We start from the raw sequence: 24,292 nt of genomic DNA, 5'->3' as shown, positions 1-24,292 counted from the left end.
GTCAGCTCACGCGGTCTTGCGCCATGCGCACGGCGATGTCGAAGGCCTTTTGCGTGGCGCCGGCATCGGCGCGGCCCTGGCCGTGGATATCGAACGCGGTGCCGTGCGCGGGCGTCGTGATCGGAACGGGCAGGCCGCCGTGCACCGTGACACCGCGCCAGAAGCCCATGAGTTTCATCGCGATCTGGCCTTGATCGTGATACATCGTGACCACGCCATCGAAGACCTTCTGATCGCGCGCGCGCACGAAGATGGTGTCGGCGGGGAAGGGGCCTTGGGCGTCATAGCCTCGCGCACGCGCTTCTTCGACGGCCGGCGCGATCACGTCGATTTCCTCGCGGCCGAACGCGCCGTTGTCGCCGTTATGCGGATTGAAGCCGCACACCGCGATGCGCGGCTTGTCCACGCCCGCGCGCTTCAGACCATCGTGAATCAGTTGCACCGCGCCGACGATGCGCTCGGGCGTGAGCTTCGCGCTCACGTCCTTCAGCGCGATATGCGAGGTCACGCGCGAGGTCCACAATTCGTCGAGCACGTTGAACTCGCAGAACGCGCCGCTATAGTCGAGCTGACGCGCGAACCATTCCATCTCGTCGTTCGTTTCCATGCCGGCCATGTGCAGCGAAGTCTTGTTGACGGGCGCGAACAGCATCGCTTGCGTGCGGTTTGCGCGCGTCATCGCAAGCGCTTGTTTGAAGGCTTCGAGGCTATAACGGCCGCCGCGTTCCGTCGATACGGCGCGCTCGTAAGGCGCATCGTCGGGCAGGCGGAAATCGATGAGCGAGGGCACGCCGGTATCGCGCGCGGCGGCCGCTTCGTTGTCGATGACTCCATACTCGAAGCGTTGCTGCGCGATCTCCATGCCTTGATCGAGTTCACGCTTGTCGCCGATGATGAGCAGATCGGCGCGCGCGCGATTCTCGGGCTTCGCGATGAGACGCGCGATCAGTTCGGGACCGATGCCGGCGGGATCGCCGAGAAGCACTGCGATGCGAGGTTTCATGTCTGTATGGTCCGTTGTCGGTTATTAACGCGTGCGGCGCAGATCGATTGCGATCGAACCGAAGATATACACCAGCGCGCACGCGCCGTAAAAGTGCAGCACCGCATCGAAAGAGCCGGTGCGCTGAAGAATGAAGCCGGTGATGAGCGGAATCGAAATGCCGCCGACGCTGCCCGCGCAGTTCATGCATGCACCGAGCAGGCCCACGCGTCCCGGGCTTGCGAGCAGCGAAGGCAGGCTCCAGTAGAGACTGCCCCACATCAGCAGGAACGATGCGCCGCACAGCACGGCGACCGCGACGACGGGCGAAGTGATCGTCGGGAGCGCGGCGAATACGGCGAGCGTTGCGATGCCCGAGACCGCGATCATCGTCTTCACGACTTTACCGCGCGACAGATTCATCCCGCACAAGGCATCGCACAGGAAGCCACCGGAAAGCGAACCGAGCGCGCCCGCGAGGAAGATGAAGAAGGTCGCCGCGCCGATCTGCGAAAGGCTCAGACCGCGCGCCTGCGTCAGATAGCTCGGGCCCCACGTGAGCAAGCCGAAGAAGATCATCGCCCAGCTCATGCGGCCGACGCACATCGCGATGGTCGAGCGCAGCGGCAGCGGCGCATCGTCCTGGCTTGCGTGCATCGCCTTCGATGCGGGCGGCGCGCCGTCGTGGATATGCGCCAGTTCCGCGCCATTGACGCCGGGATGTTTCGCGGGATCGTCGCGCAGATAGCGCCATGCGAGCCATCCGCATGCGATGGTCGCAAGCCCCGCGACGACGAACGCGGTGCGCCACGAGCCGAACATGAGGATCAGGTTCGAGATCGCGAGACCGCCAATCGCGGCGCCGAGCGGCGATCCGGCATCCATCAGCACCGCGCCGCGCGCGCGTTCCTTGCGCGACAGCCACAGCGCGTTGAGCTTGCTGCCGGCGGGAAAGAGCGGTGCTTCCGCGCCGCCGAGACCCACGCGCAATAGCAACATCGACATGCCGCCGGTGGCTGCGCCCATCAGCGTCTGGAAGAGACCCCACAAGACAGTTGCACCTGCAACTACTTTGCGCGGGCCGAGTTTGTCGATGAGCCAGCCGCCCGGAATCTGCAACAGCGCGTATGACCAGAAGAAGCTCGACAGCACGAGCCCTTGCATCGCGGGCGAGAGCGCGAACTCCTTGGCGATGGTGGGCATCGCGATGGAAAGCGAGATGCGGTCGACGAGATTGATCAGCGTGATGAGGAACACCACGCCGAAGATGCGCCAGCGCACGCTCGTCACGTGTGTGGACGAGGCGGCGTCGTGCGCCGTGTGTGCTTCGATTCTGCTTTCCATGTTCGTCTCCTGTCGCCTCGGGCTGCATGGTCCCGTGGTCGCATCGTCATTCGATGATGTTGAAGTCGCTCAGATGCTTGTCGGACAGCGTGATGCCGAGGCCCGGCGTTTCATCGGAGAGTTGCAGATAGCCGTTCTCCGGCTGCGGTTCGCCGTCGAAGATGTAATAGAAAAGCTCGTTGCCGACTTCGACATCGAACACCGGGAAGAACTCGGACATCGGGCTCGCGGTGCTCGACATCGTCAGGTGATAGTTGTGCATCTGGCCCGCGTGCGGAATGACCGGCACGGACCACGCTTCGGCCATGGCGTTGATCTTGCGCGCCGCCGTGATGCCGCCGACGCGATTCGTGTCGTATTGAATGACATCGACGGCCCGGCGTTCGAGCAGATCCTTGAAGCCATAACTCGTGAACTCGTGCTCGCCGCCGGAGATCGGCACGATGTTCATCTTCTTGAGTTCCTGATAGCCTTCGACGTCGTCGCCGATCACCGGTTCTTCGAGCCAGCGCGGATTGAATTCGGCAAGGCGCGGCAACATGCGGCGCGCGTATTCCAGCGTCCAGCCCATATAGCATTCGAGCATGATGTCGACGTCATCGCCCGCAAGCTCGCGCAACAGTCGCACTTGTTCGAGATTCTTCGCCATGCCTTTCGGACCGTCTTTCGGGCCGTAGCCGAAGCGCATTTTCATCGCGGTGAAACCTTGATCGAGATAACCTTGCGCTTCGGCGAGAAACGCGTCGCGATCGTCGTTGTTATAGAGCTTCGATGCATAACACCAGATCTTCTCTTTCGTTCGGCCGCCGAGCAGCTTGAAGACGGGCTTCCTCACGGCCTTGCCCATGATGTCCCACAGCGCGATATCCATCGCCGAGATCGCCGCCATGCCGATGCCCTTGCGGCCCCAGGCGAGCGTGCGCCGATACATCTTCTGCCAGATGTATTCGTGATCGAACGGATCTTCGCCGATGGCGATAGGCGCGAGATATTCATCGACGATCTGCTTCGCGACGCGCGGCGCGAGCGCGCAATTGCCGATGCCGACGGTGCCGTCGTCGCATTCGACCTCGACGACGAGCCAGCCGTGAAAGCGGAACGAGCCCATTGCATCGCCGCGCTCGTAGAGGATATCGACGGCGTTCGTACAGAAATGCGATTGCGGCGGAACGACCTTGCCTTTCCATTCGAAAACGCGCGCGCGGACATGCTTGATCTTCATCTTCGGTGTCTCCGTGTGGTTCGATTGATGCCGCGCGCACTGCATGATGCGAGGGTTTGCGCGGCTGTTTCGGGTAGCGCTAGTGTGCGAAACTCCGCGATAACTGACCATTGAATAATTTGAATCAGGCTATTTCCTGGAGTTATCACTCGCATGATCGCGCCCGCTTCGACCATCCGCAAACGTCTGCGCTTACGTCATCTGCAATTGATGATGGCGCTTTCGGAAACCGAATCGCTCAGAAGCGCCGCCGACGAACTCGCGATGACGCAGCCTGCCGCGACGAAGGCGTTGAAGGAACTGGAAGACACGATCGGCGCGTCGCTGTTCGTGCGTCATGCGCGAGGCATGGAGCCGACGATCTACGGCGAAGCGGTGATGCGCTATGCGCGCGTCGTGTTCGAGGACCTCGATGAATTGCGCGATGAGCTCGCGGCGATCGAGGCGGGCGATATCGGCAAGGTGCGGATCGGCGCGGTGATGGCGCCTGCGCCTGACTTGCTGACGAAGGTGATCGTGGAGTTGAAGGAAGCGCATCCGCGCTTGCAGATCAGCGTGCAGATCGATACGAGCGATGTGCTCGTGCAGGCCTTGCAGCAGGATCAGTTGGATATTGTCGTCGGGCGCATTCCTTATGGCTTCTCAGCGCTGGATCTGACGTTCGAGACCTTGTCGGAAGAGGCGCTCGCGATCGTTGCGCGGCCGGATCATCCTTCTGTTGGTATTGCGGGCAAGCCGAAGCTCGCCGATCTCGCGAAGTATCCGTGGATCGTGCAGCCGCATCCGAGTCCGATGCGGCAGATCATCGACCAGACGTTTCGTGAGTCGCGTGTGGCGCCGCCGGTGAGTACCGTGGAGACTTCTTCGATTCTGACCACGTTGTCGCTGTTGCGGGATTCGGACATGCTGGCTGTGTTGCCTAGCTCGGTCGCGGATTATTATGCTGCGCTCGATACCATCGCTTCTTTGCCCACCCCGTTGCGGGGGCGTCTCGCGCCTTATGGGTTGATTCTCAGGAAGAACAGGCGGATTAGTCCTGCCACGCAGTTGGTGATTGAGGCTATTCGGAAGGCTTGAGGGTTTGGTTTTATTTTTGCTCTCGCCGGATCTCGTTTTCTTAGTGGTCTATTGGCGTTGCCCCTGTGCGGGAGCCGGCCGGCGAGCCCTATGGGACAGTGCGTCGGGGTTGGCGGCATTTACTGCGTCCTTGCTAAGCTCACATCCAATTGCCGGCACACAATGCTGCACATGACGAGAAGACAAACATCGAGAAGTGAGCGGGCGGCGCGTACTCGTGCGCCGGCAGACGCGCCACAGCGGACCGCGACATTGCCTAATTCCTTGGAAGACCCGAACTTGTCGGACAACACACGTTGGGGCACTCGGGAAGGAATGAGACTTCGACCCGCTTGCCGTTGGTCAGGCGAGAATGTTCATAGATATGAGTATCCGTTTCGACTTCTCCTCTAACGAAGCCAAGTTGTGTGAGCAACCGCTTTCCCGCAACTAAACGCGCCTCGGCGAGCCTTTGCGGATCGCGCTCAGTCGTTTCTGCATGTCCGCTAATTTGCGTTATCTCCTTCGTGACGTGTTGGGCATACGCCAACTGCTGTTTTGCTACCCACCCTGCGAGCCGAAGCACTTCCGCGGTCGGGACCTCCGCGCTGTCCTGATTGAAGTAGATGTCGAAGTTCTCGCTTGGAACGCAGGCGAGCACACCTGTCGACGCGGCGAGAAGCAGACTCGATACTGCTTTACATACTGTAGATGACATAACCGGCAATGCTGTCTGCATTCTCGATGGCTTGTTCTGGGTTGGTCTTGCCGAGCGGAAGGCACTCTCTCATGAAGTATCTCCAATCTTTGGTCGCCATAGTGTCGTTGAAGTGACTAGCCTCATGGATCAGTGTGGAAACCATCGAGTCCTTTGCATATGACACCGATCGCATTTCGCAGAAGGCCTCGCGTATCGCGATGGTGTGCGTCTCCGTATCTGGGGCACATACTTCCGCCACTGCGCCAAGGGCGTTACTCAAGTTTGGTGAGCACGAAATATGTGTAGCGTGATCGGGGTCCCATCGCACAAAGTTTTCGGCCTTCAAAGTCTTAAGAACGCGCGAGATGGCAGAAAGGCCCCTGATCAGAGTTTGTCGAGTCGTTTCGTCACATCTCCCGAACCATATGTCGACACGCGCTTCGTCCGCCTGATTCCATCGGCGAAGGTCGTTCAGACGGGCATCAGTCATCTGAACCGCTTCGTCTCTGCAAGAGAAGACCAATTCCCTAAATTGCGCATTGGTCATGTTCGGGCAGATGCGCTGCGTATTGACATACACATCCACGGACGAGCCTTTGACCGCGTTAGTCATCGAGGAATGAACTTCAAATATCTCTTTTGCCATTATTCTGCTTCTTCAATCTCGACCACGACTTTTTCGGTTAAGCTGGTTTTGATGCGTTGCGTCCGTCCTGCTTGGTCTGTCACACCTTCCACGGTCACGCCGTTGCTGCTGACCAGGCGATAGAACACGTTAGCGAGGGGGCGACCGTTCGTTCTGTCGCGAAAGACGTATTGTTCGTCGAAAACGGAAGCGATGGTTGGCATGCTCGCGCCGTGCGTGTTGCCACTACCCGCGCCGCTCTTGAGGAAAATGCCCGGTCTCTTCCCGATTACGACTCGATTCTGTTTGCATGGACAGAGCACGATATCGTTATCAACCACCGCATGACGGCCCTTCTCCTTTATGCCCTGTCCGGTCCCATGTATTTTGTAAGTGCCTTCGCAGTTCCCGCATGTCGCTTGGTCGTCGCTGAGAGCAACCTTTCTCTTGCCGTCGCGAATTGTTGATGTACCAGCGATGACATAGCCACCTGTTGTCGTTGGATCGCCCTCTCGTATTGCGGCTTTACGCATGGCGGATCCAGCAATGGAAAGCTCACTGCTCGTGCCCCGGCCATCGAGTACGTCGCGTTCTTGCATGTTCGTCAATCTGTTTTGTCGGAGATAACGAACGTAGCGGATTTAGGTATCCGACGGAATAGATTGGCGTAACTTTATGTTGACGAGCTACGATACTTTCGAAAACGATGGACAAGCCGTGTCAGAAGAGATGATCTACCCGGGCGTATGCTTGAATGCAACGTGACTGCGCAATGGTGAATTTGCAGTCGATAGGTGAGCGCCGTCCGAGATTGCAACATCGGAATAGCATCCTTCGACGGACGTGGTGGCGATGCTTGACGTCACCCCGGCCGCTGTGTTTAGCGACGACCGGGGACGAAACCGGGATCCAGCGAAAGAAATCCGAACAGCCGAATGACCGCAAAAACCCGCTACTCCGCAAACCCCAACTCCCTCCCAGAAGCCGCCGCACCAGCGCTATCCAACGCAATATCCGGCCGCATAAAAAACGTCATCACGATGCCAACCGCGAGCAACCCCAACGATCCAGCGAACGGCAAAGTCCAACTCCCGGTCCGATCGACGACAAACCCGAACACGATCGGCGAGAAAATCCCCGCGATAGCGGACCCCGCATTCACCAGCCCGCTGGCAATCCCGACATGTTTCGGCGTGATGTCCATCGGCACGGCCCAGATCGGTCCAATCGTCATCTCGAGAAAGAAGAACGACAGGCTCATCGAAGCAGCCATGACCGGCAGCGACTTCACGAACATCACCGGCGCGAGAAACACGAGCGCCCCGAGAAACGCGACGATGATCATGTTGCGCCGCGCCGAAACCACGCTGCCCGTGCGCTTCAGAATGCGATCGGAGATCACGCCGCCCGCCGTATTCCCGACGACGCCCGACAAGAACACGCCCGCCGAAAACAACGCCGAACTCTTCAGATCGAGCCCGCGTCCATGCATGAAGAACGTCGGCAGCCACGTGAAGAAGAGCCAGCCGGTCCAGCCATAGCAGAAGTAGACGAGCATCGTCGGCGAGATGCGCTTGAGCAGGCGTCCCCACGGCGTCGGTTCGCGCGTCTTGTCGACGGCGACCTTGTTCTCCGGCGGCAACTCCGCTTCTTCCTCGGCCGTCATATGCCGATGCTTGCGCGGATTGTCCGCGAAGTACCACGCATAAACGATCACCCACACGGCCGTCAGCGCGCCGACGAGCACGAAGGACGCACGCCACGAAGCGAACGCGACCAGCAACGCGATCAACGGCGGCGTAAGCGCGTTGCCAAGACGCGAGAACGAATGCGTGACCCCTTCACGAAGCCGCGCTTGCTCGCCGGATACCAGTTGACGAGCGCGCGCGCCTGCGCCGGCAGCGCCGCGCCTTCGCCGACGCCGAGCAACATGCGCGCGCAGAACAGCGACACGACGCCGCCCGCGAAACCCGTCGCGATCGTCGCGACGATCCAGATCGACGCGCACAGCACGAGCGTCGTCTTCGCGCCGAATCGATCGCTGAACCATCCGCCGATCACCTGGCAGATCGCATACGTATAGGCGAACGCGCCGAACACGAGGCCGACGTCGGTATTGGTGAGATGAAGATCGTCGCGTATGAGGCCCGCCGCAGCGGACAGGTTCACGCGATCGAGATACATGATGAACGACATCGCGCACATCAGCGCGAGCACGGAGCGGGTGACTCTGGGTCGATGCAGCATCTTCTATGTCTCCTCCGAGGCTTGTTGCGCGCTGGCTGATTCGTTGCGCGCGCTCTTTTATCGAGGACGGACCGCATGTCGATCCGACGCTCCGCAGTCTCGCGAAAACAGCGATAGCCGTCTATTGAATTCGCCTCATGAGGTGATTACCGGCGGTTATGGCTCGGCAAAAGACAAACGGCTCGCGTCCCGAAGGATCGCGAGCCGTGCATCATCGAGACGCGAAAAGGCGTCAGACCGTCGCGCGCATGCCTTCATCGTGAAGACGGAAGGTCTCCACCGCCGTGCGCAATGCGCCCGCCTGATCTTCCAGCGATTGCGCAGCCGCCGCCGCTTCCTCGACGAGCGCCGCGTTCTGTTGCGTCACTTCATCCATCTGCGTGACGGCGCGCGCCACTTGCTCGATGCCGCTGCTTTGCTCTTCCGACGCCGCCGCGATCTCGCCCATGATGTCGGTCACACGCTGCACCGCCGTGCTGATCTCCGTCATCGTGCGGCCGGCTTCATCGACGAGCGCGGCGCCCGATTGCACGCGCTCGACGGAGTTGTCGATCAGCTCCTTGATCTCTTTCGCCGCCGCCGACGAACGCTGTGCGAGCGAGCGCACTTCCCCAGCGACGACCGCGAAGCCGCGGCCTTCTTCACCGGCGCGCGCCGCTTCGACGGCTGCGTTCAACGCGAGAATGTTCGTCTGGAACGCAATGCCTTCGATGATCGTGATGATGTCCGCGATCTTCGACGAGCTATGGTTGATCTCGCCCATCGTCGTCACGACCTGCGACACGACATGGCTGCCCTTGCCCGCGATCTCCGACGCATTCGCAGCAAGCACGCTCGCCTGGCGCGCGTTGTCGGCGTTCTGCTTGACCGTGCCGGTCAGCTGATCCATGCTCGACGCGGTTTCCTGAAGCGCCGACGCCTGTTCTTCGGTGCGCGACGAAAGATCCACATTGCCCGCCGCGATCTGCTTGGTTGCGGACGCAATCGACTCACTGCCGCCGCGCACAGTGCGCACCGTATCGATGAGGCTCGATTGCATCGTCGCGAGACCGCGCAACAACTGGCCCATTTCGTCGTTCGACGTCACTTTCACGTTGCTGCGCAAATCGCCGCTCGCGATCGCATCGAACTGCGCAAGCGCCACATCGAGCGGACGCGAAATGCGACGGCGCAGCGACACCCACGAATAGAACGAAGCGGCGATGCCCACGAGGATCGCGATGATCGACGCCATGCGGAACATGCCGAAGACTTGCTGGCCGTTGTCATAGGCGGCTTTCGCCTGATCGAATTGCAGCTTGCGCAGCGAGATGCCCGTCTTCGCCAGCTCGTTGAACGAGACCTGCATCGCGTTCGCATCGGCGACGATCTTCGCCTGATCCTGCGCGCGTATATCGGCATAGCCTTCGTCGAGCAGCTTCTGCACTGCGAGACGCTGCGCGCCGAACTTCTCGGCGAGCACTTTCTCTTCCGGGCCCTGCGGCAATCCGGAGTACTTCGTCCAGGCTTCGTCGGAAGACTTGCGCATCAACGCGCCGCGTCCGATCGCTTCTTCCGCCGCGGGCGTGCCCACGTTCAGCGCCGCCCGATCGAAGGAGAGACGCTCGCGCGCCACGAACATTTCCGCATTGCCGACCGATACCGCGCTCGGCATTTCATTCGTGAAGAGGTCGTGCGTGACTGTGTTGGACTGAGTCATGCCGATCAGTCCGACCATGCCGACCGCGATCAGAAGTGCGCTCAGAAGCATCATGGCCAAGGCCAGTCGGCCTTTGATTGTGGAAAACATAGCTCTCTCAAGGTGGCTGCATCGCAAGGGCGCGTGCGCGAGCGGTGACGGCGATGCTTCGTCTGCCGCGCCGCCGATGAGTGCATCGGCTGATCTGTATAACGACCGCAGCGCAAAGTCCTTTAGAAAACGTTTAAATGATGTTTTAGCACGGTCATGCGAAGAAGCCTTGTTTCAAGGGTTTGCCGGAGCGAACCGGGAATCGACGGCGCATTGCAAGCGATTGTTCACATCGGCCCGGATCGACGACTAAACTTCATGCGAACTCACGAAGAGGCCACAGCGCATGTCCGCCGATGCACCGCATCTTCGTATCGCCAGCGAGATCAAGTTCTGGCCGCTCGCGCACGCGACGATCGCGCTGCTGCCTTTCGTCGCGCTTGCGCTCGCCACCGGCAACGCGCTATGGATGAAGGCGTCGCTGCTCGCGATCGCCACGACCATCGCGCAAGACCAGCTCGCGTTGAGACCGCCTGGCGTCGTCGCGCACGGACTCGCGGTCATCGCCGGGACGTATCTGCTGCTGCTTGCCGAACTCGTGCCGGCGTTCTTCGTCGTTGCGTGCATGACGCTCGCGGCGTGCGTGATTCTGCTGGCATCGCGCGGGTCGAAACTTCGCACGGTCGGCAACTGGACTTTCATTCCTGTGCTCATTCTCGCGAACGAACTGCACGGCGGACGCACCGTCGATGCGTTGTTGCACGCCGCGCCCGCCTGGTTGCCTTATCTCCTTGCCGCGCTCGTGCCAGCGATGTTGTCGGCGCATATGCGCTCGCGTGGCAAGCCCGCGTCACGCTGGTCCAATCTCGATGATTTCGGCGAACGCGCGCCCTTCGGCGAAGACCTCGCGGCGATGCTCGCAAGCGTCGGCATTGCCGCGATGATGGTCGTGTACGCGCACATGGATCACGCGAACTGGGTGATCTGGGGCGCGGCGAGCATCGTCACCGGTTCGGTCGATACGGCGCGCACGAAGCTGCGGAACCGCGCGTGGGGCGTGATCGCGGGCGTGCCGATCGGCATCGTGCTCGGGCGCTTCGTCGTGCCGCATTCGGGCATGGCCGTCACGCTCGCGACGCTCGCCGCGTTCCTCACGCTCGTCGCATTTCAGCGCTATATCGTCGGATACTTCTTTCGCTGCATGTTCGTTGCGCTTGCAATCATGCTGGCGAATCAGTCCGCCGCCGATGCGTTCGAGCGGCTCACGCATGTGCTCGCGGGCGGAGTCATCGGCATCGTGTGCGTGCTGGGCGCGCATGTGCTGGCGCGTCGCATGTCGCGTTGAATGTCCGCGGATCGAAGACGAAGAGCGTCGCCTTCACGATCGCGAGCCACATGCCGATGAACGCCGCCATCGCGCGCAACCATGCGCGGCCGCACATCGGCGTGAAGGCGGGCGATGACATCCAGCCGCCGGGCATCGGCCACTCGCTCATCGATGACATCGGTATGTGCATCGCATGAAACGCGATCACGCTCGCCACGACGACGAGCGCGATTATCGCGACGAAGCGGCTGCTCTCTCGTTCGATGTTCATGATGTCCTTCCTGCCAAGGCGCGTCGAGTACGGTGTTAGATTAGTCGCGGCCGTGCACGGCAAAGGAGTGACAAGTGTGTCGGGATTCGCATGGATTCGCTGATCACGGCGGCGGCGCGCGCGCTCGCGGCGGGTGATCCGCTCGGCGCGCTGAATCGCATCGCGTTGCGCGAGGATGCGAATGCGCTCGCGTTGCGCGGCATCGCAATGGCGCAGCTCGGCGACTTCGTTCGGGCGCGCGCGCTCGTCAAAAGCGCGGCGCGCGCGTTCGGCGCGAAAGAGGCGCTGGCGCGTTCGCGCTGCATCGTTGCGGAAGCGGAAATCGCGCTCGCATCGCGCGATCTCGCGTGGCCCGCGAAGGCGCTCGATCATGCGCGCGCGATTCTCGAAGCGCACGGCGATCACGTCAACGCCGCGCACGCGCGCTATCTCGAAGTGCGGCGCGCGCTTCTCATCGGACGGATCGACGATGCGCAACGCATGCTCGACGAACTGGATCATGCGGCGCTGCCCGCTGCATCGCGGGCCGCGCATGAACTCATCGACGCGGGCATCGCGATGCGCCGTCTGCAGACCCACGCGGCGCGCGCGGCGCTCGAACGCGCGACGCTCGCCGCGCGTGAGGCTGCGATTCCCGCGCTCGCCGCCGAAGTCGACAGCGCGTGGCGCATCCTCAACGCGCCCGCCGCGCGTCTCATCGCGCAGGGCGAAGAGCGGCTGCTCCGGCTCGATGAAGTCGAAGCGCTGTTCGCATCGAATGCCTTCGTCGTCGATGCGTGCCGTCTTTGCGTGCGCGAAAACGGCACGTCGATGTCGCTCGCGACGCGCCCCGTGCTCTTCACGCTCGCGCGCATGCTCGCGCAAGCGTGGCCCGGCGATGTGCCTCGCGACGCGCTGATCCTGCGCGCGTTTCGCATTCGTGAAGCGGACGAAACGCATCGCGCGCGCTTGCGCGTCGAGATGGGCCGGCTGCGCACGATGCTGCGCGCACACGCGAACATCGATGCGACGCCGCGCGGCTTCGTGCTGAAGCCGCGTCACGCGCGCGACGTTGCGGTGCTCGCGTTGCCCGTCGAAGACGAACATGCGCCGCTGCTCGCGTTTCTCGCCGATGGCGAATCGTGGTCCAGCTCCGCGCTCGCCATTGCGCTTGGCGCGAGTCAGCGCACGGTGCAGCGATCGCTCGATGCGCTCGCCGCGAGCGGCAAGGTGCAATCATTCGGTCGCGGCCGTGCGCGCCGCTGGACCACGCCGCCGATGCCCGGATTCGCGACGGCCTTGTTACTCCCCGTCGATCTCGCGAGTGATTAGCATGAAGCCATCGAATCAATCATCAGGAGGACGGCGATGAAACGCGCGAAGGCGGAAATCATCCGCGAATATGGGCCTTTTCCGGATATCGACGGCGTGCATGGCGTCACGTATGACGGCGAGCATGTGTGGTTCGCCGCCGGCGATACGCTCAACGCCTTCGATCCCGAAAGCGGCGAGAAGGCGCGAACGCTCAAGGTCGCGGCGCATGCGGGCACCGCGTTCGACGGCGAGCATCTGTTTCAGATCGCCGAGGACCGCATCCAGAAGATCGATCCGCGAACCGGTCGCGTCGTGTCGACGATTCCCGCGCCGGGCGGCGGCGCGGACTCGGGGCTCGCGTGGGCCGAGGGCACGCTCTGGGTCGGGCAGTACAACGAACGCAAGATTCATCAGATCGATCCGGACGATGGCGCGATCCTGCGCACGATCGAGTCGAATCGCTTCGTGACGGGCGTGACGTGGATCGACGGCGAACTGTGGCACGCGACGTGGGAAGGCGACGAAAGCGAGTTGCGGCACATCGATGCGCAATCGGGCGAAGTCATCGAGCGGCTCGACATGCCCGAAGGCGTGGGCGTGTCGGGACTCGAATCGGATGGACGCGACCGCTTTTTCTGCGGCGGCGGGCGCACGGGCAAGGTGCGCGCGGTGCGCAAACCGAAGCGCGGATAAGAGGCATGGCGGGTAGCGCTTCAGGTCTGAACGAATAGCCTTTATGCTGTCGAATTCGCGAACGACCACGCGATTCTTCAGACAGTTAAGGCCGGTTTTGACTTCGAATATCTCCGATCACCGTCAGCTCGATTCCTGGGTCGGCGAAACAGCGCGCGCCATTCGCGACTACGACTGGCGCGCGACGCCGCTCGGTCCCATCGACGCATGGCCGCAAGTGTTGCGCTCCGTCGTGCAGATGATGCTGCGCAACGCGTTGCCGATGGCCGTGCTATGGGGCGACGAAGGCACGCTGCTCTATAACGACGCATACGCGCATTTTTCGGGCGGGCGTCATCCGCGCATTCTCGGCATGCCGATCGAAGCGGCGTGGCCCGAGGCGGCCGAGTTCAATCGCAATGTGCTCGATACGGGACTGCGCGGAGAATCGCTTTCGTATCGCGACATGAGCTTTACGTTGCCGCGCGACGGTCGCGATGCGCAAGTGTGGCTCGATCTGCATTACAGCCCGGTCGCGTCGAACGAAGGCGTGCCCGTCGGCGTGCTCGCGATCGTCGTCGAAACGACCGGGCGCGTGCTGCTCGAACGCACGCGCGCCGAAGCCGAACGCGCGTTTCGCGAAGCCGATGAGCGCTTGCAACTGGCGCTCAATTCCGGCGCGGTGCTCGGCACGTTCGTGTGGGACATTCCCGACAATCGCGTGAAAGGCGATGAGCGCTTCGCGCGCACGTTTTCGTTTTCGCTCGACGAAGTGGCGCGCGGCATGCCGATCGAGGCGGCGTTCGCGAAGATCCATCCCGAGGATCTGGAACGCGTCAGGGGGCTTATCGTGCCGGGCGGAGATCGGGCGAGCCGGGCCGTTAGCTCAGTTGGTAGAGCAGCGGACTTTTAATCCGTTGGTCACTGGTTCGAATCCAGTACGGCCCATATCGGCATCACACGGCACGCTGCAGCACGGCGAGCCGTTTCGCGCCGAATACCGCATCCTTTCCGGCGATGCGCGATGGACCTGGATTCTCGCCACCGGCCGCTGCGACCACGACGAAACCGGCACACCAATGCGCTTTCCCGGCGTCATCATCGACATTCACGATCGCAGGATCGCCGAAGAGACCTTGCGGGAACTGACGCGCGGTCTCGAAGACAAGATCTCCGAAGCCGTGGCCGCGCGCATCGCGGTGGAGGCGCAATTGCGTCAGAGCCTGAAAATGGAAGCGCTCGGCGCGATGACGGGCGGCGTCGCGCACGACTTCAACGAACACGCTGCAGGCGATCAGCGGCAACCTGCAATTGCTGCAGTATTTGCCGCCGACGGACAGCCGCGTGCCCGAGCGCGTACACGCCGCGATGGAAGCCGTGCAGCGCGGCGCGAAGCTCGCTTCGCAATTGCTGTCGTTCGCGCGGCGGCAACCGCAGTCGCCGGTCGTGATCAATCCGCAGCGCCTGTTCAAAGAGATGCGCGAGCTCTTGCGGCATGCAGTGGGACCGTCGGTATGCATCAACACGTTGCTCGCGGAGCACGCATGGAACTTCTGCGTCGACCGCAATCAACTGGAAAACGCGCTGCTGAATCTCGCGATCAACGCGCGCGATGCCATGCGCGGCGACGGCAAGCTCACGCTCGTCTGCTCGAACGAAGCGCTCGATGCCGCGGCGTGCGAGGGCAAGGATCTGCATCCGGGCGAATACGTGAAGCTGTCCGCATCGGACACCGGCGCGGGCATGGCGCCCGACGTGCTCGAACGCGCATTCGAGCCGTTCTTCACGACGAAGCCGGAAGGGCACGGCACGGGTCTCGGCCTCTCGATGGTGTTCGGCTTCGTCAAGCAGTCGGGCGGGCATATCGCGGTGTCGAGTTCGGTCGATGTGGGCACGACGGTCGAGATGTTCTTTCCGCGCAGCTTCGACGATGAAACCGCGCAACTGCGCGTCGATGCGATGACGGCGCACACGGGCGGCGCGACGGTGCTCGTCGTCGATGACGATCCGGCCGTGCTGATGTCGACGGTCGCGATACTCGAAGCGATGCATTACACGGTGCTGCGCGCCGCTAACGGCGATGCCGCGATGAGCGTGCTCGAAAGCGGCGTGAACGTCGACCTGATTCTCACCGACGTCGTGATGCCCGGCAAAGTGAAGTGCGCCGATCTCGCGGAATGGGCGTTTTCGCAGGAGCGGCCCGTGCCGGTGATCTACGTCTCCGGCTATACGCGCGACATCATCTCGCGCGATGGCGTGCTGCGGCCGAACGTGACCTTGCTCGGCAAGCCGTATCGCGCGGAGGCGCTGGCGAAGGAAATCGCGGGGGCGTTGCAGGCCGCGGCGTAGCGGTTCCTTTCTCAAGACTTTCTTCTCCGCGCCGATAAACACCGATCAAACCCATCACTAGAACAGGGCCAGAACGGTGCAGAGAGGCGCCAACGATTTCCTCGGGACCATCGGCGAGACCATCGCCAGGAACCGGCCTTACATCGAACGCGCACGCCGTTTCGGTGCGCTCGGTCTCGCGCCGCTCGGCGTGCTCGCCGCCGCGTGCGGAACCATCTTCGTGCCGCTGCCGTGGAACGTGTTGCTCGGCGTGCTCGTCTTCGGCGCGGCGTTCGTCGTGCATCGCATGCACGAAGCGAATCGCAAGATCTTCGTCGCACGTCAGGTCGCGCATGGGCTGCTCGCCATCGCCGAGGACTGTCTCAAGCTGCTGTCGCTCGAAGGCCGCATCATGTGCATTTCGGAGGTCGGCGGGCAGCTCATCGAAGCGGATCACGCAGACGATCTCATCGGCGTCGACTGGCTCGCGCTCTGGGACGGCCCCGACGCGCGGCGTGCCTTCGAACGCGCGAAAGCGGGTGAATCGACGTCGTTCTCCGGAGCCTGCCGCACGATGAACGGCACGCTGAAATGGTGGACGTCGACCTTCGCGCCCGTCTACGGCGAGCACGGACGGGTGAGCGCGGTGCTGTGCAAGTCGCGCGACATCACGGCGGAGCGCAATCTCATCGACGAATTGCGCGGCAACGCGCGCGTGCAAAAGGACATGGAAGATCACGTCGATGCCGTCTTCTGGACCGCGACGCGCGATTTCCGCGAGCTTCTGCATGTGAGCTCCGCGTTCGAACGCATGTGGGAAATGCCGATGTCCGCGCTCGAAGCCGATCAGACCGCCTGGTCGCAAAGCGTGCATCCCGAAGACCTGCCCGCGCTGCGCGACGAAATGCGTACCGCCGTGAACACGGGCGCGGCCACGCAGAGCTATTTTCGTCTCTGCCTGCAGCACGATCGCACGCGCTGGGTGCGCGCAGATATTTATCCGGTCATCGAGGACGGCGCGGTGTCGCGCGTCGTGAGCGTGTGCGTCGATGCCACCGACGAGCGCGAGCGCCTTCAGGAACTGCATCGGCTCGCGAACACCGACAGCCTCACCGGACTCGCCAATCGCAACGCGATGATGGACGCGCTCGTGAAGCGCTGTGAAGCGCTCGCGCCGTTCGCGTATCTCTTCATCGACATCGATCGCTTCAAGTCGATCAACGACACGGCCGGTCATATCGCCGGCGATGCGGTGCTGCGCACCATCGCGCGACGCATCGCGGAAACGCTGCCCGATGGCGCCGTGGCCGCGCGGCCGGGCGGCGACGAGTTCACCGTGATCCTGCCCGGCAGCTTCGATCAGGAAAGCATCGAGCGCGCGTGCCGCAAGCTCTCGCTCGCGTGCCATCGTCCGATCGAGATCGACTGCAAGAGCGTGACGATGACGTGCTCGATCGGCGTCGCGCTCTATCCCGAACACGGACGCACGCCCGAAGCGCTTTTCATCAGCGCCGACATGGCGATGTACGCCGCGAAGCGCGCGGGCCGCAACACGTTTCGCGTGTTCGGCGATCGCGAGAAGGACGATCTCGCGCGCGCGCATCTCGAAGCGCAACTGCACGGCGCGATCCGCGAGAAGGAGTTCGTGCTGCATTATCAGCCGCAATATCGCGTCGATTCCGGTGCGCTTGTCGGTGTCGAGGCGCTGTTGCGCTGGAATCATCCGCAGCTCGGGCTGCTCGGTCCGGGCGCGTTCGTGCCGGTGCTCGAAGAGAGCGCGCTGATCGTCGAGGCGGGGCACTGGGTCATTCGCGAGGCCGTGCAGGCCGGGTCGCAACTCGCGCTCGCGCTGCCGCAGGCTTGCTCGGTCGCGCTCAACGTGTCGCCGAAGCAGTTCCGCGATCCGCGCCTCGTGTCGGTTCTGCGGCACGCGATCAGGCGCGCCGGCATCGATTCGAACCGCATCACGCTCGAGATCACCGAATCCGCGCTGATCGACAACGTCGATGATGCGCAGGTCGTGCTGTCGAACGTTCGCGCGATGGGCGTACGCATCGCCATCGACGATTTCGGCACCGGCTATTCGAGTCTCAGCTATCTCGCGCGCTTCCGGCCGGACGTGCTGAAGCTCGACAAATCCTTCGTCGACAACATCGCCACCGACGCGATGGTGCGCACGGTCGTCGAAGGCGTGATCGATCTCGCGCACAAGCTCGGCGTGACGGTGGTCGCGGAAGGCGTCGAGACGCAGGAGCAGCTCGACACGCTGCGCGACGTGCGCTGCGACAAGGTGCAGGGTTTTCTGTTGAGCCGCCCCGTCCTGCTCGCGAGCCTGATGATGCGGACAGACGCAGAAGACGCCGCGACCGTGCGTTAAACGCGTGCCCGCGCGGGCCGCCCGGCGTTATCATCGCGGCATTCGCGGATGCGAGCCGGAAACGGAGGATGGACGCAATGAGCCACCTGATCTTCGCGTTGGGCGTGTTGCTGCGGCGGTTGACGACGATCGTTCTCCGACGGAGAGCACCGATGAAGATTTTTTGCCTGGGCGTTGCGCTGGCCGCGATCGGCTCGCTTGCATGCGCCCAGTCCGCGCCGCAGTGCCCGCCCGCGGCCGGCCAACTGATACAGGTACGCGACTTCACGGCCGTCAGCCGTGAAAGCGGCGCGTCGCATGTGCTCGGCTCGCGATTGCGGTCGGCGCGCAATGCGGTGAAAGTGGGTCAGAACGCATCGGCGCTGGCGGATGGCATCGTCAAGGCGCTGAACGGGAAAGGTCTCGCCGCTTGCCATGTGACGGCGGATTCGCCGCCGCCGGCATCGGGCTGGCTCGTCAGCGGGGAGTTCGACGAAACGCTGTCGAGCGGATTCGGCTCCGCGTTGCCGTCGATGGGTTCATCCGACAAGACGCCCAACACGCATGTCACCGTGCAGCTCGCCAATCTCGCGGCGAGCCCGGACGCCGCGCCGGCGCAGATCGACACGAGCGGCGAACTGAAAGGGCAGAAATCGGCGGCCGCGCCGAAGCCCTACGGCGCCGCGGCGCGCTTCGTCATCAACGAGGTTCAGTCGATTTCCTCGCTCGATGCGCTCGCCGCGAAGATCGCCGATCAGATCGCGGCGGAGAAGGCGAAGCTCGACGGCGGGCAATAGGCGTTTCACGCCTCCGAGTCGCGCTTGCCTTTCGGATGGTCGGCGCTTGCGTCCGGCGAGGTGTCGGGATCCTTCAGATCGTGCTCGGGCGTGTACGGCCCTTGCTCGGGATGATCCTTGCCCTTCGGAACGAGCGTCGGATCGATATTGCCGTGCTCGCGCTGCTCGATCGTGCCATCGCTCTTTTCTTTGACGTCGCCCTCGCCGAGCGCCTCGCGGCGTTCGTCGGCGCGCTGCACGGGATCTGACGGTTCGCGGTTCATCGCATTCTCCTGAAGATGTTTTCCGTAACGCAGCAAGCCCCGTTCCGCGATCACTTGCGACGTGCCCGAGCGCGCGTTCGTCTGACGGGCGCGGCGCCCGCATGCGCGAACATGGGCATGCGGGTCAGAATCCAGTCGAGCAGTTCCTGCGGCCCGGCCGCGAGCGGACGTCCGGCTTTCACGAGCAGCTTCGCCTGCGCGCTCTCGAAAAGCGGATGCGCGACCGGTATCGTCGTCAGCTCGCCGCTCGCGAGCTCGCGATACGCGGCGAATTCGCCGATCAGCGTCATGAAATTTTCCGCGGCCACGAAGCGCTTCAGCGCGCCGAGCGAGTTCGTCGTGAGCGTCGGGCGGATCGCGAGATCGTCGGTGGTTTCGAGCATCTTCACGACATGGCCGATGCCGAACGTGGGCGGCATCAGCGCGAGCGGATACTCGAGCAGATCGCGAATCCGCGCGACGCCGCCGCGCACGGCCAGCGGATGATCGCGCCGCGCGAGCAGCACGACCGGCTGCGGCGAGCTTGCCCGAATCTCGATGCGCTCGTGCGGCGGCGGGTTGTACGCGAGCCCGATATGCGCGCGGCTCTGCGCGACTTCTTCGAGCAGATCGTCGACCGCGAGCATCTGCACGTCGATTTCGAGGCGCGGATAGCGCGCGCAGAACGGCGCGAGCACATCGTCGACGAGCGTATCGACATAGCCTTCGCTCACCGCGAGACGAATCTGCCCTTGCTGCAGGCCTTTGAGCGCATGCAGCTGATCCTCGAACTTCTCCTGCTGCGAACGATAGCCGCGCCAGAATTCGAGCAGATGGAACGCCGCTTCGGTCGGCCGCACGCCGCGCGGCTCGCGCTCGAAGAGCGTCGTGTCGAGTTCGTTTTCCAGCAATTTGATCTGCCGCGCGATCACCGACGGCGACGTGTTCAGATGATCCGCCGCGCCGCGAATCGTGCCGTGCGTGAGCACTTCGTGGAAATAGCGCAGACGTTGCTGATTGATTTCGCGCATGGTCGTCGTCCGTATGGGAAGGAATGCGTTGCTCGCAGAGCAACGATACGTGAACTTTGTTGCTCTTGCTCGCACGGTCGCACGCGCTCAACATCGCCTTACCCGAGAAAGGGAAGACGAGACAAGGAGACGCGGATGTCGACGATCCAGACCCTGCGCAGCGGCGATGCCGTTTCGGCGCTCTACAGCAGAATCAACTGGCGGCTGCTGCCGCTCCTCATCGCGTGCTACATGTTCGCGTATCTGGACCGCGTGAACGTGGGCTTCGCGAAACTTCAGATGCAAAGCGATCTCGGCTTCTCCGATGCAGCGTACGGCGTCGGCGCGGGGATTTTCTTCATCGGCTATGTGCTGTTCGAGATTCCGAGCAACCTGATGTTGCCGAAGATCGGCGCGCGTCTCACGTTCAGCCGCATTCTCGTGCTGTGGGGCATCACGTCGGCGTGCATGCTCTTCGTGCGCAACGTGCCCGCGTTCTACGCGATGCGCTTCCTGCTCGGCGTCTTCGAAGCGGGTTTCGCGCCAGGCATGATCTATTACCTCTCGAACTGGTACGGCCCTAAGCGCATGGCGCGCGCGATTGCGCTCGTGTTCGTCGCGGGGCCGCTCGGCGGTGTCGTCGGCGGGCCGCTGTCGGCGTGGCTGATTGCGTCGCTCGGCGGCGTCGGCGGACTCGCGGGCTGGCAGTGGATGTTCCTCGTCGAAGGCCTGCCGTGCATCGCGCTCGGCGCGCTCGTGTGGCGCGTGCTCGCCAATCGTCCCGCCGATGCGCGCTGGCTCACGCAGGACGAACAGCGGCTCGTCGAGGCGGAAGTCGGTCATCACGGCGGCGCGTCGCATCGCATCGAATCGTTCGCGGAGATCGCGAAGAACCCGCGCATCTATCTGCTGGCGATCGCGTACTTCTGCATCATCTTTCCGATCTACGCGATCAGCTTCTGGCTGCCGACGCTCATCAAGGAGCAGGGTCTCAGCGGCTCCATGCACGACACGATCCGCCTCGGCTGGTACGTCGCGATTCCGTACGTCGCCGCGGCCGTCGCGATGTACGCAGCGGGCCGCCGTTCCGACAAGGTCGGCGAGCGCCGCTATCACAGCGCAGTGCCCGCGCTCGCCGCCGCCGCGCTGCTCGTGATGACGCCGTATGCGAACGGCAACGTCGTCGCGACGCTCGCGCTGCTCACGCTCGCCACCGCCTGCATGTGGATGGCCTACACGGTGTTCTGGGCGATTCCTTCCGAAACGATTTCCGGCCCGGCGGCGGCGGGCGGCATCGCGCTCATCAACACGATCGGCTTGTCGGGCGGATTCTGGGGCCCCGCGATGATCGGCTGGGTCAAGTCCGCGACCGGCAGCACGAACGGCGGCCTCGTCGTGATGGCGTGCATGGCGGCGCTGTCCTGCGTGCTGATTCTCGCGAACAGGCGCACGGCTGCCGCGGCCACGGCACGCGCGGCCTGAACATCAATCGATACTCGAAAGGACAAGGTCATGAAGATTCTGATCGCAGGATTCCAGCACGAAACGAACACCTTCGCGCCGACGAAGGCGAGCTACCAGAGCTTCATACAGGGCGAAGGCTTTCCGCCGATGGCGCACGGCGACGATGTCCTCAAGCTGCGCGACGTGAACGTGCCGATCGGCGGTTTCATTCAATGGGCCGAGGCGCAAGGGCACGAGCCGATTCCGGTGATCTGGGCGGGCGCGAGCGCATCGGCGCATGTGACGCAGGACGCATACGAGCGCATCGCGGGCGCGATCGTCGATCGCGTGCAGGCAGGCGGCTTCGACGCGATCTATCTCGATCTGCACGGCGCGATGGTCGCCGAACATCTCGACGATGGCGAAGGCGAACTGCTGGCGCGCGTGCGCAACATCGTCGGCGATGCGATGCCGCTCGTCGTTTCGCTCGACCTGCATGCGAACGTCACGGCGCGCATGGTCGAACTCGCGGATGCACTCGTCGCGTATCGCACGTATCCGCACGTCGATATGGCCGAAACGGGCTTGCGCGCGGCGCATCTGCTGGCAAAGCGCATCGAACACGGGAAGCCGTTCGCGCGCGCGATGCGGCGCATTCCGTTTCTGATTCCGGTGAACGGCATGTGCACGCTCGTCGAACCGGCGCGCGGCATGTACGCCATGCTCGAGACATTGGAGAAGGATGTCGTGTCGCTGTCGTTCGCGCCGGGCTTTCCGGCATCGGATTTCGACGAATGCGGTCCGGTGTTCTGGGGCTACGCGCTCGACGGCGAGGCGGCGGACTTCGCGGTCGACAAGCTATACACGCAACTCGTGGACGAAGAAGCGCGCTGGAACGTGCCGTTCCTCTCTCCCGATGAAGCCGCGCGTGAAGCGATCGACGCGAGCCGCGATGCGGGCAAGCCCGTCATCATCGCGGATACGCAGGACAATCCGGGCGTCGGCGGCGATTCGAACACGATGGGCATGGTCCGCGCACTGCTGCGCCACGACGCGCGCGACGCTGCGGTAGGCGTTATCTGGGACGAGAAGGCGGCGCATGCGGCGCATCGCGCGGGCGTCGGCGCGCGCATCAGGATAGCGCTGGGCGGCGGCTCGAACGTGCCCGGCGACGCGCCGCTTGAAGGCGAGTTCGAAGTCGAGTATTTGTCGGATGGCCGCTTTCGCTTCGACGGCCCGATGCTCAATGGCATGTCGGGCGAACTGGGACCGACGGCTTGCCTGCGTATCGGCGGCGTGCGTATCGCGGTGAGCAGCATCAAGATGCAGGTCTTCGACCGCAATCTCTTTCGCGTTGCGGGCATCGAGCCGGAGCGCATGAAGATTCTGGTGAACAAGAGCTCGGTGCATTTCCGCGCCGATTTCGAGCCGATCGCCGAGCGCGTGCTCGTCGCGAAAGCGCCCGGCCCGATGGCCGCCGATCCGGCCGATCTGCCCTGGCGCAATCTCGATTCGCGCATGCGTGTGCGACCGCTCGGGCCGACGCTCGCCGAACTGCGCGCATCGGCTGCGTGAACGTTTTTCATCGACTACATGGACAAGGAGAATCAAAAGATGCCGGACGATCAGATCAACGCGCGGCGCCGACGCTTGCTCGGCACGGCGGTCGCGAGTGTAGGCGCGATGCAGCTCGGTTTCAGCGACCTCGTGCGCGCGCAGACCGCGCCGCGCGCATCGTCGAGTGCGGGCTTCGCCGGCATTCGCCAGATCGACGCGGGCGCGCTCAACATCGGCTATGCGGAAGCGGGTCCGGCGAACGGTCCCGTGGTGATCCTGCTGCACGGCTGGCCCTACGACATCCACGCATTCGCGGAAGTCACGCCGATGCTCGCGGCGCAGGGTTATCGCGTGATCGTGCCGTATCTGCGCGGGTACGGCTCCACGCGCTTTCTTTCCGCCGACACGCCGCGCAACGGACAGCAGGCGGTGGTCGCGGTGGACATCATCGCGTTGATGGATGCGCTCAAGATTCAGCAGGCCACGCTCGGCGCGTTCGACTGGGGCGCGCGCACGGCGAACATCATCGCGGCGCTGTGGCCGGAACGCGTGAAGGCGATGGTCTCAGTGAGCGGCTATCTGATCGGCAGCCAGCAGGCGAATCGCGCGCCGCTGCCGCCGAAAGCCGAGCTCGCATGGTGGTATCAGTTCTACTTCGCGACCGAGCGCGGCCAGGCGGGCTACGAGGCGAACCGTCACGCTTTCAACAAGCTGATCTGGCAACTCGCATCGCCGAAATGGAACTTCGACGACGCGACGTATGACCGTTCCGCGAAATCGTTCGATAACCCCGATCACGTCGCCGTGGTGATTCACAACTATCGATGGCGTCTCGGGCTCGTGCAGGGCGAAGCGCAATACGACGCGCTCGAACAGCGTCTCGCGAGCGCGCCGACGATCGGCGTGCCCACGATCACGATGGAAGGCGATGCCAACGGCGCGCCGCATCCCGATCCGTCGGCGTATGCCAAGAAGTTCACGGGCAAGTATGAGCATCGGAACGTCGCGGGCGGCATCGGCCACAATCTGCCGCAAGAAGCGCCGAAAGCATTCGCCGATGCGGTCATCGACGCAAGCCGCATGTAACGCGC

The 24,292-nt window shown here is 63.2% G+C and carries 23 protein-coding genes, 1 tRNA gene and 1 pseudogene; 12 read left to right on the top strand and 13 right to left on the bottom strand.

From position 1 onward, the window contains the following. Position 1: 1 nt before the first annotated feature. From LDZ23_RS23265 to LDZ23_RS23255, 3 genes are read right to left on the bottom strand one after another with little or no spacing between them, the layout of a single operon-like run. A complete protein-coding gene (locus LDZ23_RS23265; protein ID WP_008348602.1) occupies positions 2-1,003 on the bottom strand; it encodes a 4-hydroxythreonine-4-phosphate dehydrogenase PdxA in 1,002 nt (333 codons plus the stop codon). A 24-nt stretch (positions 1,004-1,027) separates the two neighbouring features. Beyond that, on the bottom strand, positions 1,028-2,326 hold the full coding sequence (locus LDZ23_RS23260) for an MFS transporter (protein ID WP_008348600.1): 1,299 nt from the start codon (positions 2,324-2,326) through the stop codon (positions 1,028-1,030). Positions 2,327-2,372: 46 nt separating this feature from the next. Then, positions 2,373-3,548 carry an L-rhamnonate dehydratase gene (locus LDZ23_RS23255; RefSeq protein WP_008348598.1) on the bottom strand — a complete coding sequence of 392 codons (1,176 nt, stop codon included), beginning with the start codon at positions 3,546-3,548 and terminating at the stop codon, positions 2,373-2,375. Between the two features lie 153 nt (positions 3,549-3,701). On the opposite strand from LDZ23_RS23255, the gene LDZ23_RS23250 reads away from it, so the two are divergent. Then, positions 3,702-4,625 carry a LysR family transcriptional regulator gene (locus LDZ23_RS23250; protein WP_008348596.1) on the top strand — a complete coding sequence of 308 codons (924 nt, stop codon included), beginning with the start codon at positions 3,702-3,704 and terminating at the stop codon, positions 4,623-4,625. Positions 4,626-5,302: 677 nt separating this feature from the next. Here the strand turns inward: LDZ23_RS23250 and LDZ23_RS23245 are convergent. The 5 genes and pseudogenes from LDZ23_RS23245 to LDZ23_RS23230 form a co-directional block, all read right to left on the bottom strand. Further along, positions 5,303-5,950 (bottom strand): M35 family metalloendopeptidase, encoded by a 648-nt coding sequence (locus LDZ23_RS23245; RefSeq protein ID WP_008348594.1) that lies wholly within the window; start codon positions 5,948-5,950, stop codon positions 5,303-5,305. Further along, complete coding sequence (locus LDZ23_RS23240) at positions 5,950-6,528, bottom strand: PAAR domain-containing protein (protein ID WP_051996552.1); 579 nt, start codon at positions 6,526-6,528, stop codon at positions 5,950-5,952. Before LDZ23_RS23240 ends, LDZ23_RS23245 begins: the two co-directional genes overlap by 1 nt. 353 nt (positions 6,529-6,881) lie before the next feature. Beyond that, positions 6,882-7,274, bottom strand: a complete 393-nt coding sequence (locus tag LDZ23_RS34940) for an MFS transporter (RefSeq protein WP_326929442.1) — start codon at positions 7,272-7,274, stop codon at positions 6,882-6,884. Between the two features lie 90 nt (positions 7,275-7,364). Next, positions 7,365-8,113, bottom strand: a pseudogene (locus LDZ23_RS34935) (MFS transporter); the annotation flags it as partial. A gap of 295 nt (positions 8,114-8,408) precedes the next feature. Further along, positions 8,409-9,929 carry a methyl-accepting chemotaxis protein gene (locus LDZ23_RS23230; protein WP_008348591.1) on the bottom strand — a complete coding sequence of 507 codons (1,521 nt, stop codon included), beginning with the start codon at positions 9,927-9,929 and terminating at the stop codon, positions 8,409-8,411. Here LDZ23_RS23230 and LDZ23_RS23225 point away from each other — a divergent pair. Then, positions 9,928-10,218 (top strand): hypothetical protein, encoded by a 291-nt coding sequence (locus tag LDZ23_RS23225; RefSeq protein WP_162483412.1) that lies wholly within the window; start codon positions 9,928-9,930, stop codon positions 10,216-10,218. The two genes, LDZ23_RS23230 and LDZ23_RS23225, sit on opposite strands and share 2 nt — an antisense overlap. A 33-nt stretch (positions 10,219-10,251) precedes the next feature. Further along, positions 10,252-11,250, top strand: coding sequence for an FUSC family protein (locus LDZ23_RS23220; RefSeq protein ID WP_008348589.1), 999 nt, complete (start codon positions 10,252-10,254; stop codon positions 11,248-11,250). On the opposite strand, the gene LDZ23_RS23215 is transcribed toward LDZ23_RS23220, so the two are convergent. Continuing rightward, positions 11,192-11,503 carry a hypothetical protein gene (locus tag LDZ23_RS23215; RefSeq protein ID WP_033536235.1) on the bottom strand — a complete coding sequence of 104 codons (312 nt, stop codon included), beginning with the start codon at positions 11,501-11,503 and terminating at the stop codon, positions 11,192-11,194. The genes LDZ23_RS23220 and LDZ23_RS23215 overlap by 59 nt on opposite strands. A gap of 90 nt (positions 11,504-11,593) precedes the next feature. Between LDZ23_RS23215 and LDZ23_RS23210 the strand changes: the two genes are divergently transcribed. Together LDZ23_RS23210 and LDZ23_RS23205 are read left to right on the top strand one after the other, a co-directional pair. Beyond that, entirely contained in the window at positions 11,594-12,814 is a 1,221-nt protein-coding gene (locus tag LDZ23_RS23210) for a hypothetical protein (RefSeq protein ID WP_008348586.1), read from the top strand. Positions 12,815-12,850: 36 nt separating this feature from the next. After that, entirely contained in the window at positions 12,851-13,489 is a 639-nt protein-coding gene (locus LDZ23_RS23205) for a Vgb family protein (protein ID WP_008348584.1), read from the top strand. 271 nt (positions 13,490-13,760) lie between these two features. Here LDZ23_RS23205 and LDZ23_RS23200 read toward each other — a convergent pair whose 3' ends face one another. Then, positions 13,761-14,285 (bottom strand): hypothetical protein, encoded by a 525-nt coding sequence (locus tag LDZ23_RS23200; RefSeq protein ID WP_244808230.1) that lies wholly within the window; start codon positions 14,283-14,285, stop codon positions 13,761-13,763. A gap of 58 nt (positions 14,286-14,343) precedes the next feature. Between LDZ23_RS23200 and LDZ23_RS23195 the strand changes: the two genes are divergently transcribed. After that, positions 14,344-14,416: transfer RNA gene (locus LDZ23_RS23195), tRNA-Lys, on the top strand. Positions 14,417-14,424: 8 nt separating this feature from the next. On the opposite strand, the gene LDZ23_RS23190 is transcribed toward LDZ23_RS23195, so the two are convergent. Beyond that, positions 14,425-14,772 carry a hypothetical protein gene (locus LDZ23_RS23190; RefSeq protein WP_244808229.1) on the bottom strand — a complete coding sequence of 116 codons (348 nt, stop codon included), beginning with the start codon at positions 14,770-14,772 and terminating at the stop codon, positions 14,425-14,427. A gap of 40 nt (positions 14,773-14,812) precedes the next feature. Between LDZ23_RS23190 and LDZ23_RS23185 the strand changes: the two genes are divergently transcribed. From LDZ23_RS23185 to LDZ23_RS23175, 3 genes are all read left to right on the top strand, one after another. Next, entirely contained in the window at positions 14,813-15,817 is a 1,005-nt protein-coding gene (locus LDZ23_RS23185) for an ATP-binding protein (protein ID WP_200889170.1), read from the top strand. 76 nt (positions 15,818-15,893) lie between these two features. Further along, a complete protein-coding gene (locus LDZ23_RS23180) occupies positions 15,894-18,173 on the top strand; it encodes a putative bifunctional diguanylate cyclase/phosphodiesterase (RefSeq protein ID WP_008348581.1) in 2,280 nt (759 codons plus the stop codon). A gap of 152 nt (positions 18,174-18,325) precedes the next feature. Then, on the top strand, positions 18,326-18,949 hold the full coding sequence (locus LDZ23_RS23175) for a YajG family lipoprotein (RefSeq protein WP_033536296.1): 624 nt from the start codon (positions 18,326-18,328) through the stop codon (positions 18,947-18,949). Between the two features lie 5 nt (positions 18,950-18,954). Here the strand turns inward: LDZ23_RS23175 and LDZ23_RS23170 are convergent, their stop codons facing one another. Together LDZ23_RS23170 and LDZ23_RS23165 are read right to left on the bottom strand one after the other, a co-directional pair. Beyond that, the gene (locus LDZ23_RS23170) at positions 18,955-19,212 is read right to left on the bottom strand and encodes a hypothetical protein (RefSeq protein WP_033536295.1); all 258 of its coding nucleotides are present in this window, start codon (positions 19,210-19,212) and stop codon (positions 18,955-18,957) included. A gap of 50 nt (positions 19,213-19,262) precedes the next feature. Further along, positions 19,263-20,222 (bottom strand): LysR family transcriptional regulator, encoded by a 960-nt coding sequence (locus LDZ23_RS23165; protein WP_008348577.1) that lies wholly within the window; start codon positions 20,220-20,222, stop codon positions 19,263-19,265. Positions 20,223-20,357: 135 nt separating this feature from the next. Between LDZ23_RS23165 and LDZ23_RS23160 the strand changes: the two genes are divergently transcribed. From LDZ23_RS23160 to LDZ23_RS23150, 3 genes are read left to right on the top strand one after another with little or no spacing between them, the layout of a single operon-like run. Next, the gene (locus LDZ23_RS23160; protein WP_008348574.1) at positions 20,358-21,683 is read left to right on the top strand and encodes an MFS transporter; all 1,326 of its coding nucleotides are present in this window, start codon (positions 20,358-20,360) and stop codon (positions 21,681-21,683) included. 30 nt (positions 21,684-21,713) lie between these two features. After that, positions 21,714-23,219, top strand: a complete 1,506-nt coding sequence (locus LDZ23_RS23155; protein ID WP_008348572.1) for a M81 family metallopeptidase — start codon at positions 21,714-21,716, stop codon at positions 23,217-23,219. Between the two features lie 39 nt (positions 23,220-23,258). After that, positions 23,259-24,287 carry an alpha/beta fold hydrolase gene (locus LDZ23_RS23150; RefSeq protein WP_034472629.1) on the top strand — a complete coding sequence of 343 codons (1,029 nt, stop codon included), beginning with the start codon at positions 23,259-23,261 and terminating at the stop codon, positions 24,285-24,287. Positions 24,288-24,292: the final 5 nt, after the last annotated feature.

The sequence above is a fragment of the Caballeronia zhejiangensis genome (assembly GCF_022879815.1).
Lineage (GTDB): Bacteria > Pseudomonadota > Gammaproteobacteria > Burkholderiales > Burkholderiaceae > Caballeronia > Caballeronia zhejiangensis.
Note: the sequence above shows the minus strand (reverse complement) of the source record. Positions and strands in the feature narration are given on the sequence as shown.

Coding starts and splice junctions, on each gene's coding strand:
- LDZ23_RS34940 (WP_326929442.1), bottom strand. CDS start 7,274: ATGATCATCGTCGCGTTTCTCGGGGCGCTCGTGTTTCTCGCGCCGGTG.
- LDZ23_RS23200 (WP_244808230.1), bottom strand. CDS start 14,285: ATGGATCTTCGCGAACGCCGCCTCGATCGGCATGCCGCGCGCCACTTC.
- LDZ23_RS23205 (WP_008348584.1), top strand. CDS start 12,851: ATGAAACGCGCGAAGGCGGAAATCATCCGCGAATATGGGCCTTTTCCG.
- LDZ23_RS23260 (WP_008348600.1), bottom strand. CDS start 2,326: ATGGAAAGCAGAATCGAAGCACACACGGCGCACGACGCCGCCTCGTCC.
- LDZ23_RS23230 (WP_008348591.1), bottom strand. CDS start 9,929: ATGATGCTTCTGAGCGCACTTCTGATCGCGGTCGGCATGGTCGGACTG.
- LDZ23_RS23150 (WP_034472629.1), top strand. CDS start 23,259: ATGCCGGACGATCAGATCAACGCGCGGCGCCGACGCTTGCTCGGCACG.
- LDZ23_RS23175 (WP_033536296.1), top strand. CDS start 18,326: ATGAAGATTTTTTGCCTGGGCGTTGCGCTGGCCGCGATCGGCTCGCTT.
- LDZ23_RS23215 (WP_033536235.1), bottom strand. CDS start 11,503: ATGAACATCGAACGAGAGAGCAGCCGCTTCGTCGCGATAATCGCGCTC.
- LDZ23_RS23250 (WP_008348596.1), top strand. CDS start 3,702: ATGATCGCGCCCGCTTCGACCATCCGCAAACGTCTGCGCTTACGTCAT.
- LDZ23_RS23155 (WP_008348572.1), top strand. CDS start 21,714: ATGAAGATTCTGATCGCAGGATTCCAGCACGAAACGAACACCTTCGCG.
- LDZ23_RS23265 (WP_008348602.1), bottom strand. CDS start 1,003: ATGAAACCTCGCATCGCAGTGCTTCTCGGCGATCCCGCCGGCATCGGT.
- LDZ23_RS23210 (WP_008348586.1), top strand. CDS start 11,594: ATGGATTCGCTGATCACGGCGGCGGCGCGCGCGCTCGCGGCGGGTGAT.
- LDZ23_RS23225 (WP_162483412.1), top strand. CDS start 9,928: ATGGCCAAGGCCAGTCGGCCTTTGATTGTGGAAAACATAGCTCTCTCA.
- LDZ23_RS23220 (WP_008348589.1), top strand. CDS start 10,252: ATGTCCGCCGATGCACCGCATCTTCGTATCGCCAGCGAGATCAAGTTC.
- LDZ23_RS23245 (WP_008348594.1), bottom strand. CDS start 5,950: ATGGCAAAAGAGATATTTGAAGTTCATTCCTCGATGACTAACGCGGTC.
- LDZ23_RS23240 (WP_051996552.1), bottom strand. CDS start 6,528: ATGCAAGAACGCGACGTACTCGATGGCCGGGGCACGAGCAGTGAGCTT.
- LDZ23_RS23255 (WP_008348598.1), bottom strand. CDS start 3,548: ATGAAGATCAAGCATGTCCGCGCGCGCGTTTTCGAATGGAAAGGCAAG.
- LDZ23_RS23170 (WP_033536295.1), bottom strand. CDS start 19,212: ATGAACCGCGAACCGTCAGATCCCGTGCAGCGCGCCGACGAACGCCGC.
- LDZ23_RS23160 (WP_008348574.1), top strand. CDS start 20,358: ATGTCGACGATCCAGACCCTGCGCAGCGGCGATGCCGTTTCGGCGCTC.
- LDZ23_RS23165 (WP_008348577.1), bottom strand. CDS start 20,222: ATGCGCGAAATCAATCAGCAACGTCTGCGCTATTTCCACGAAGTGCTC.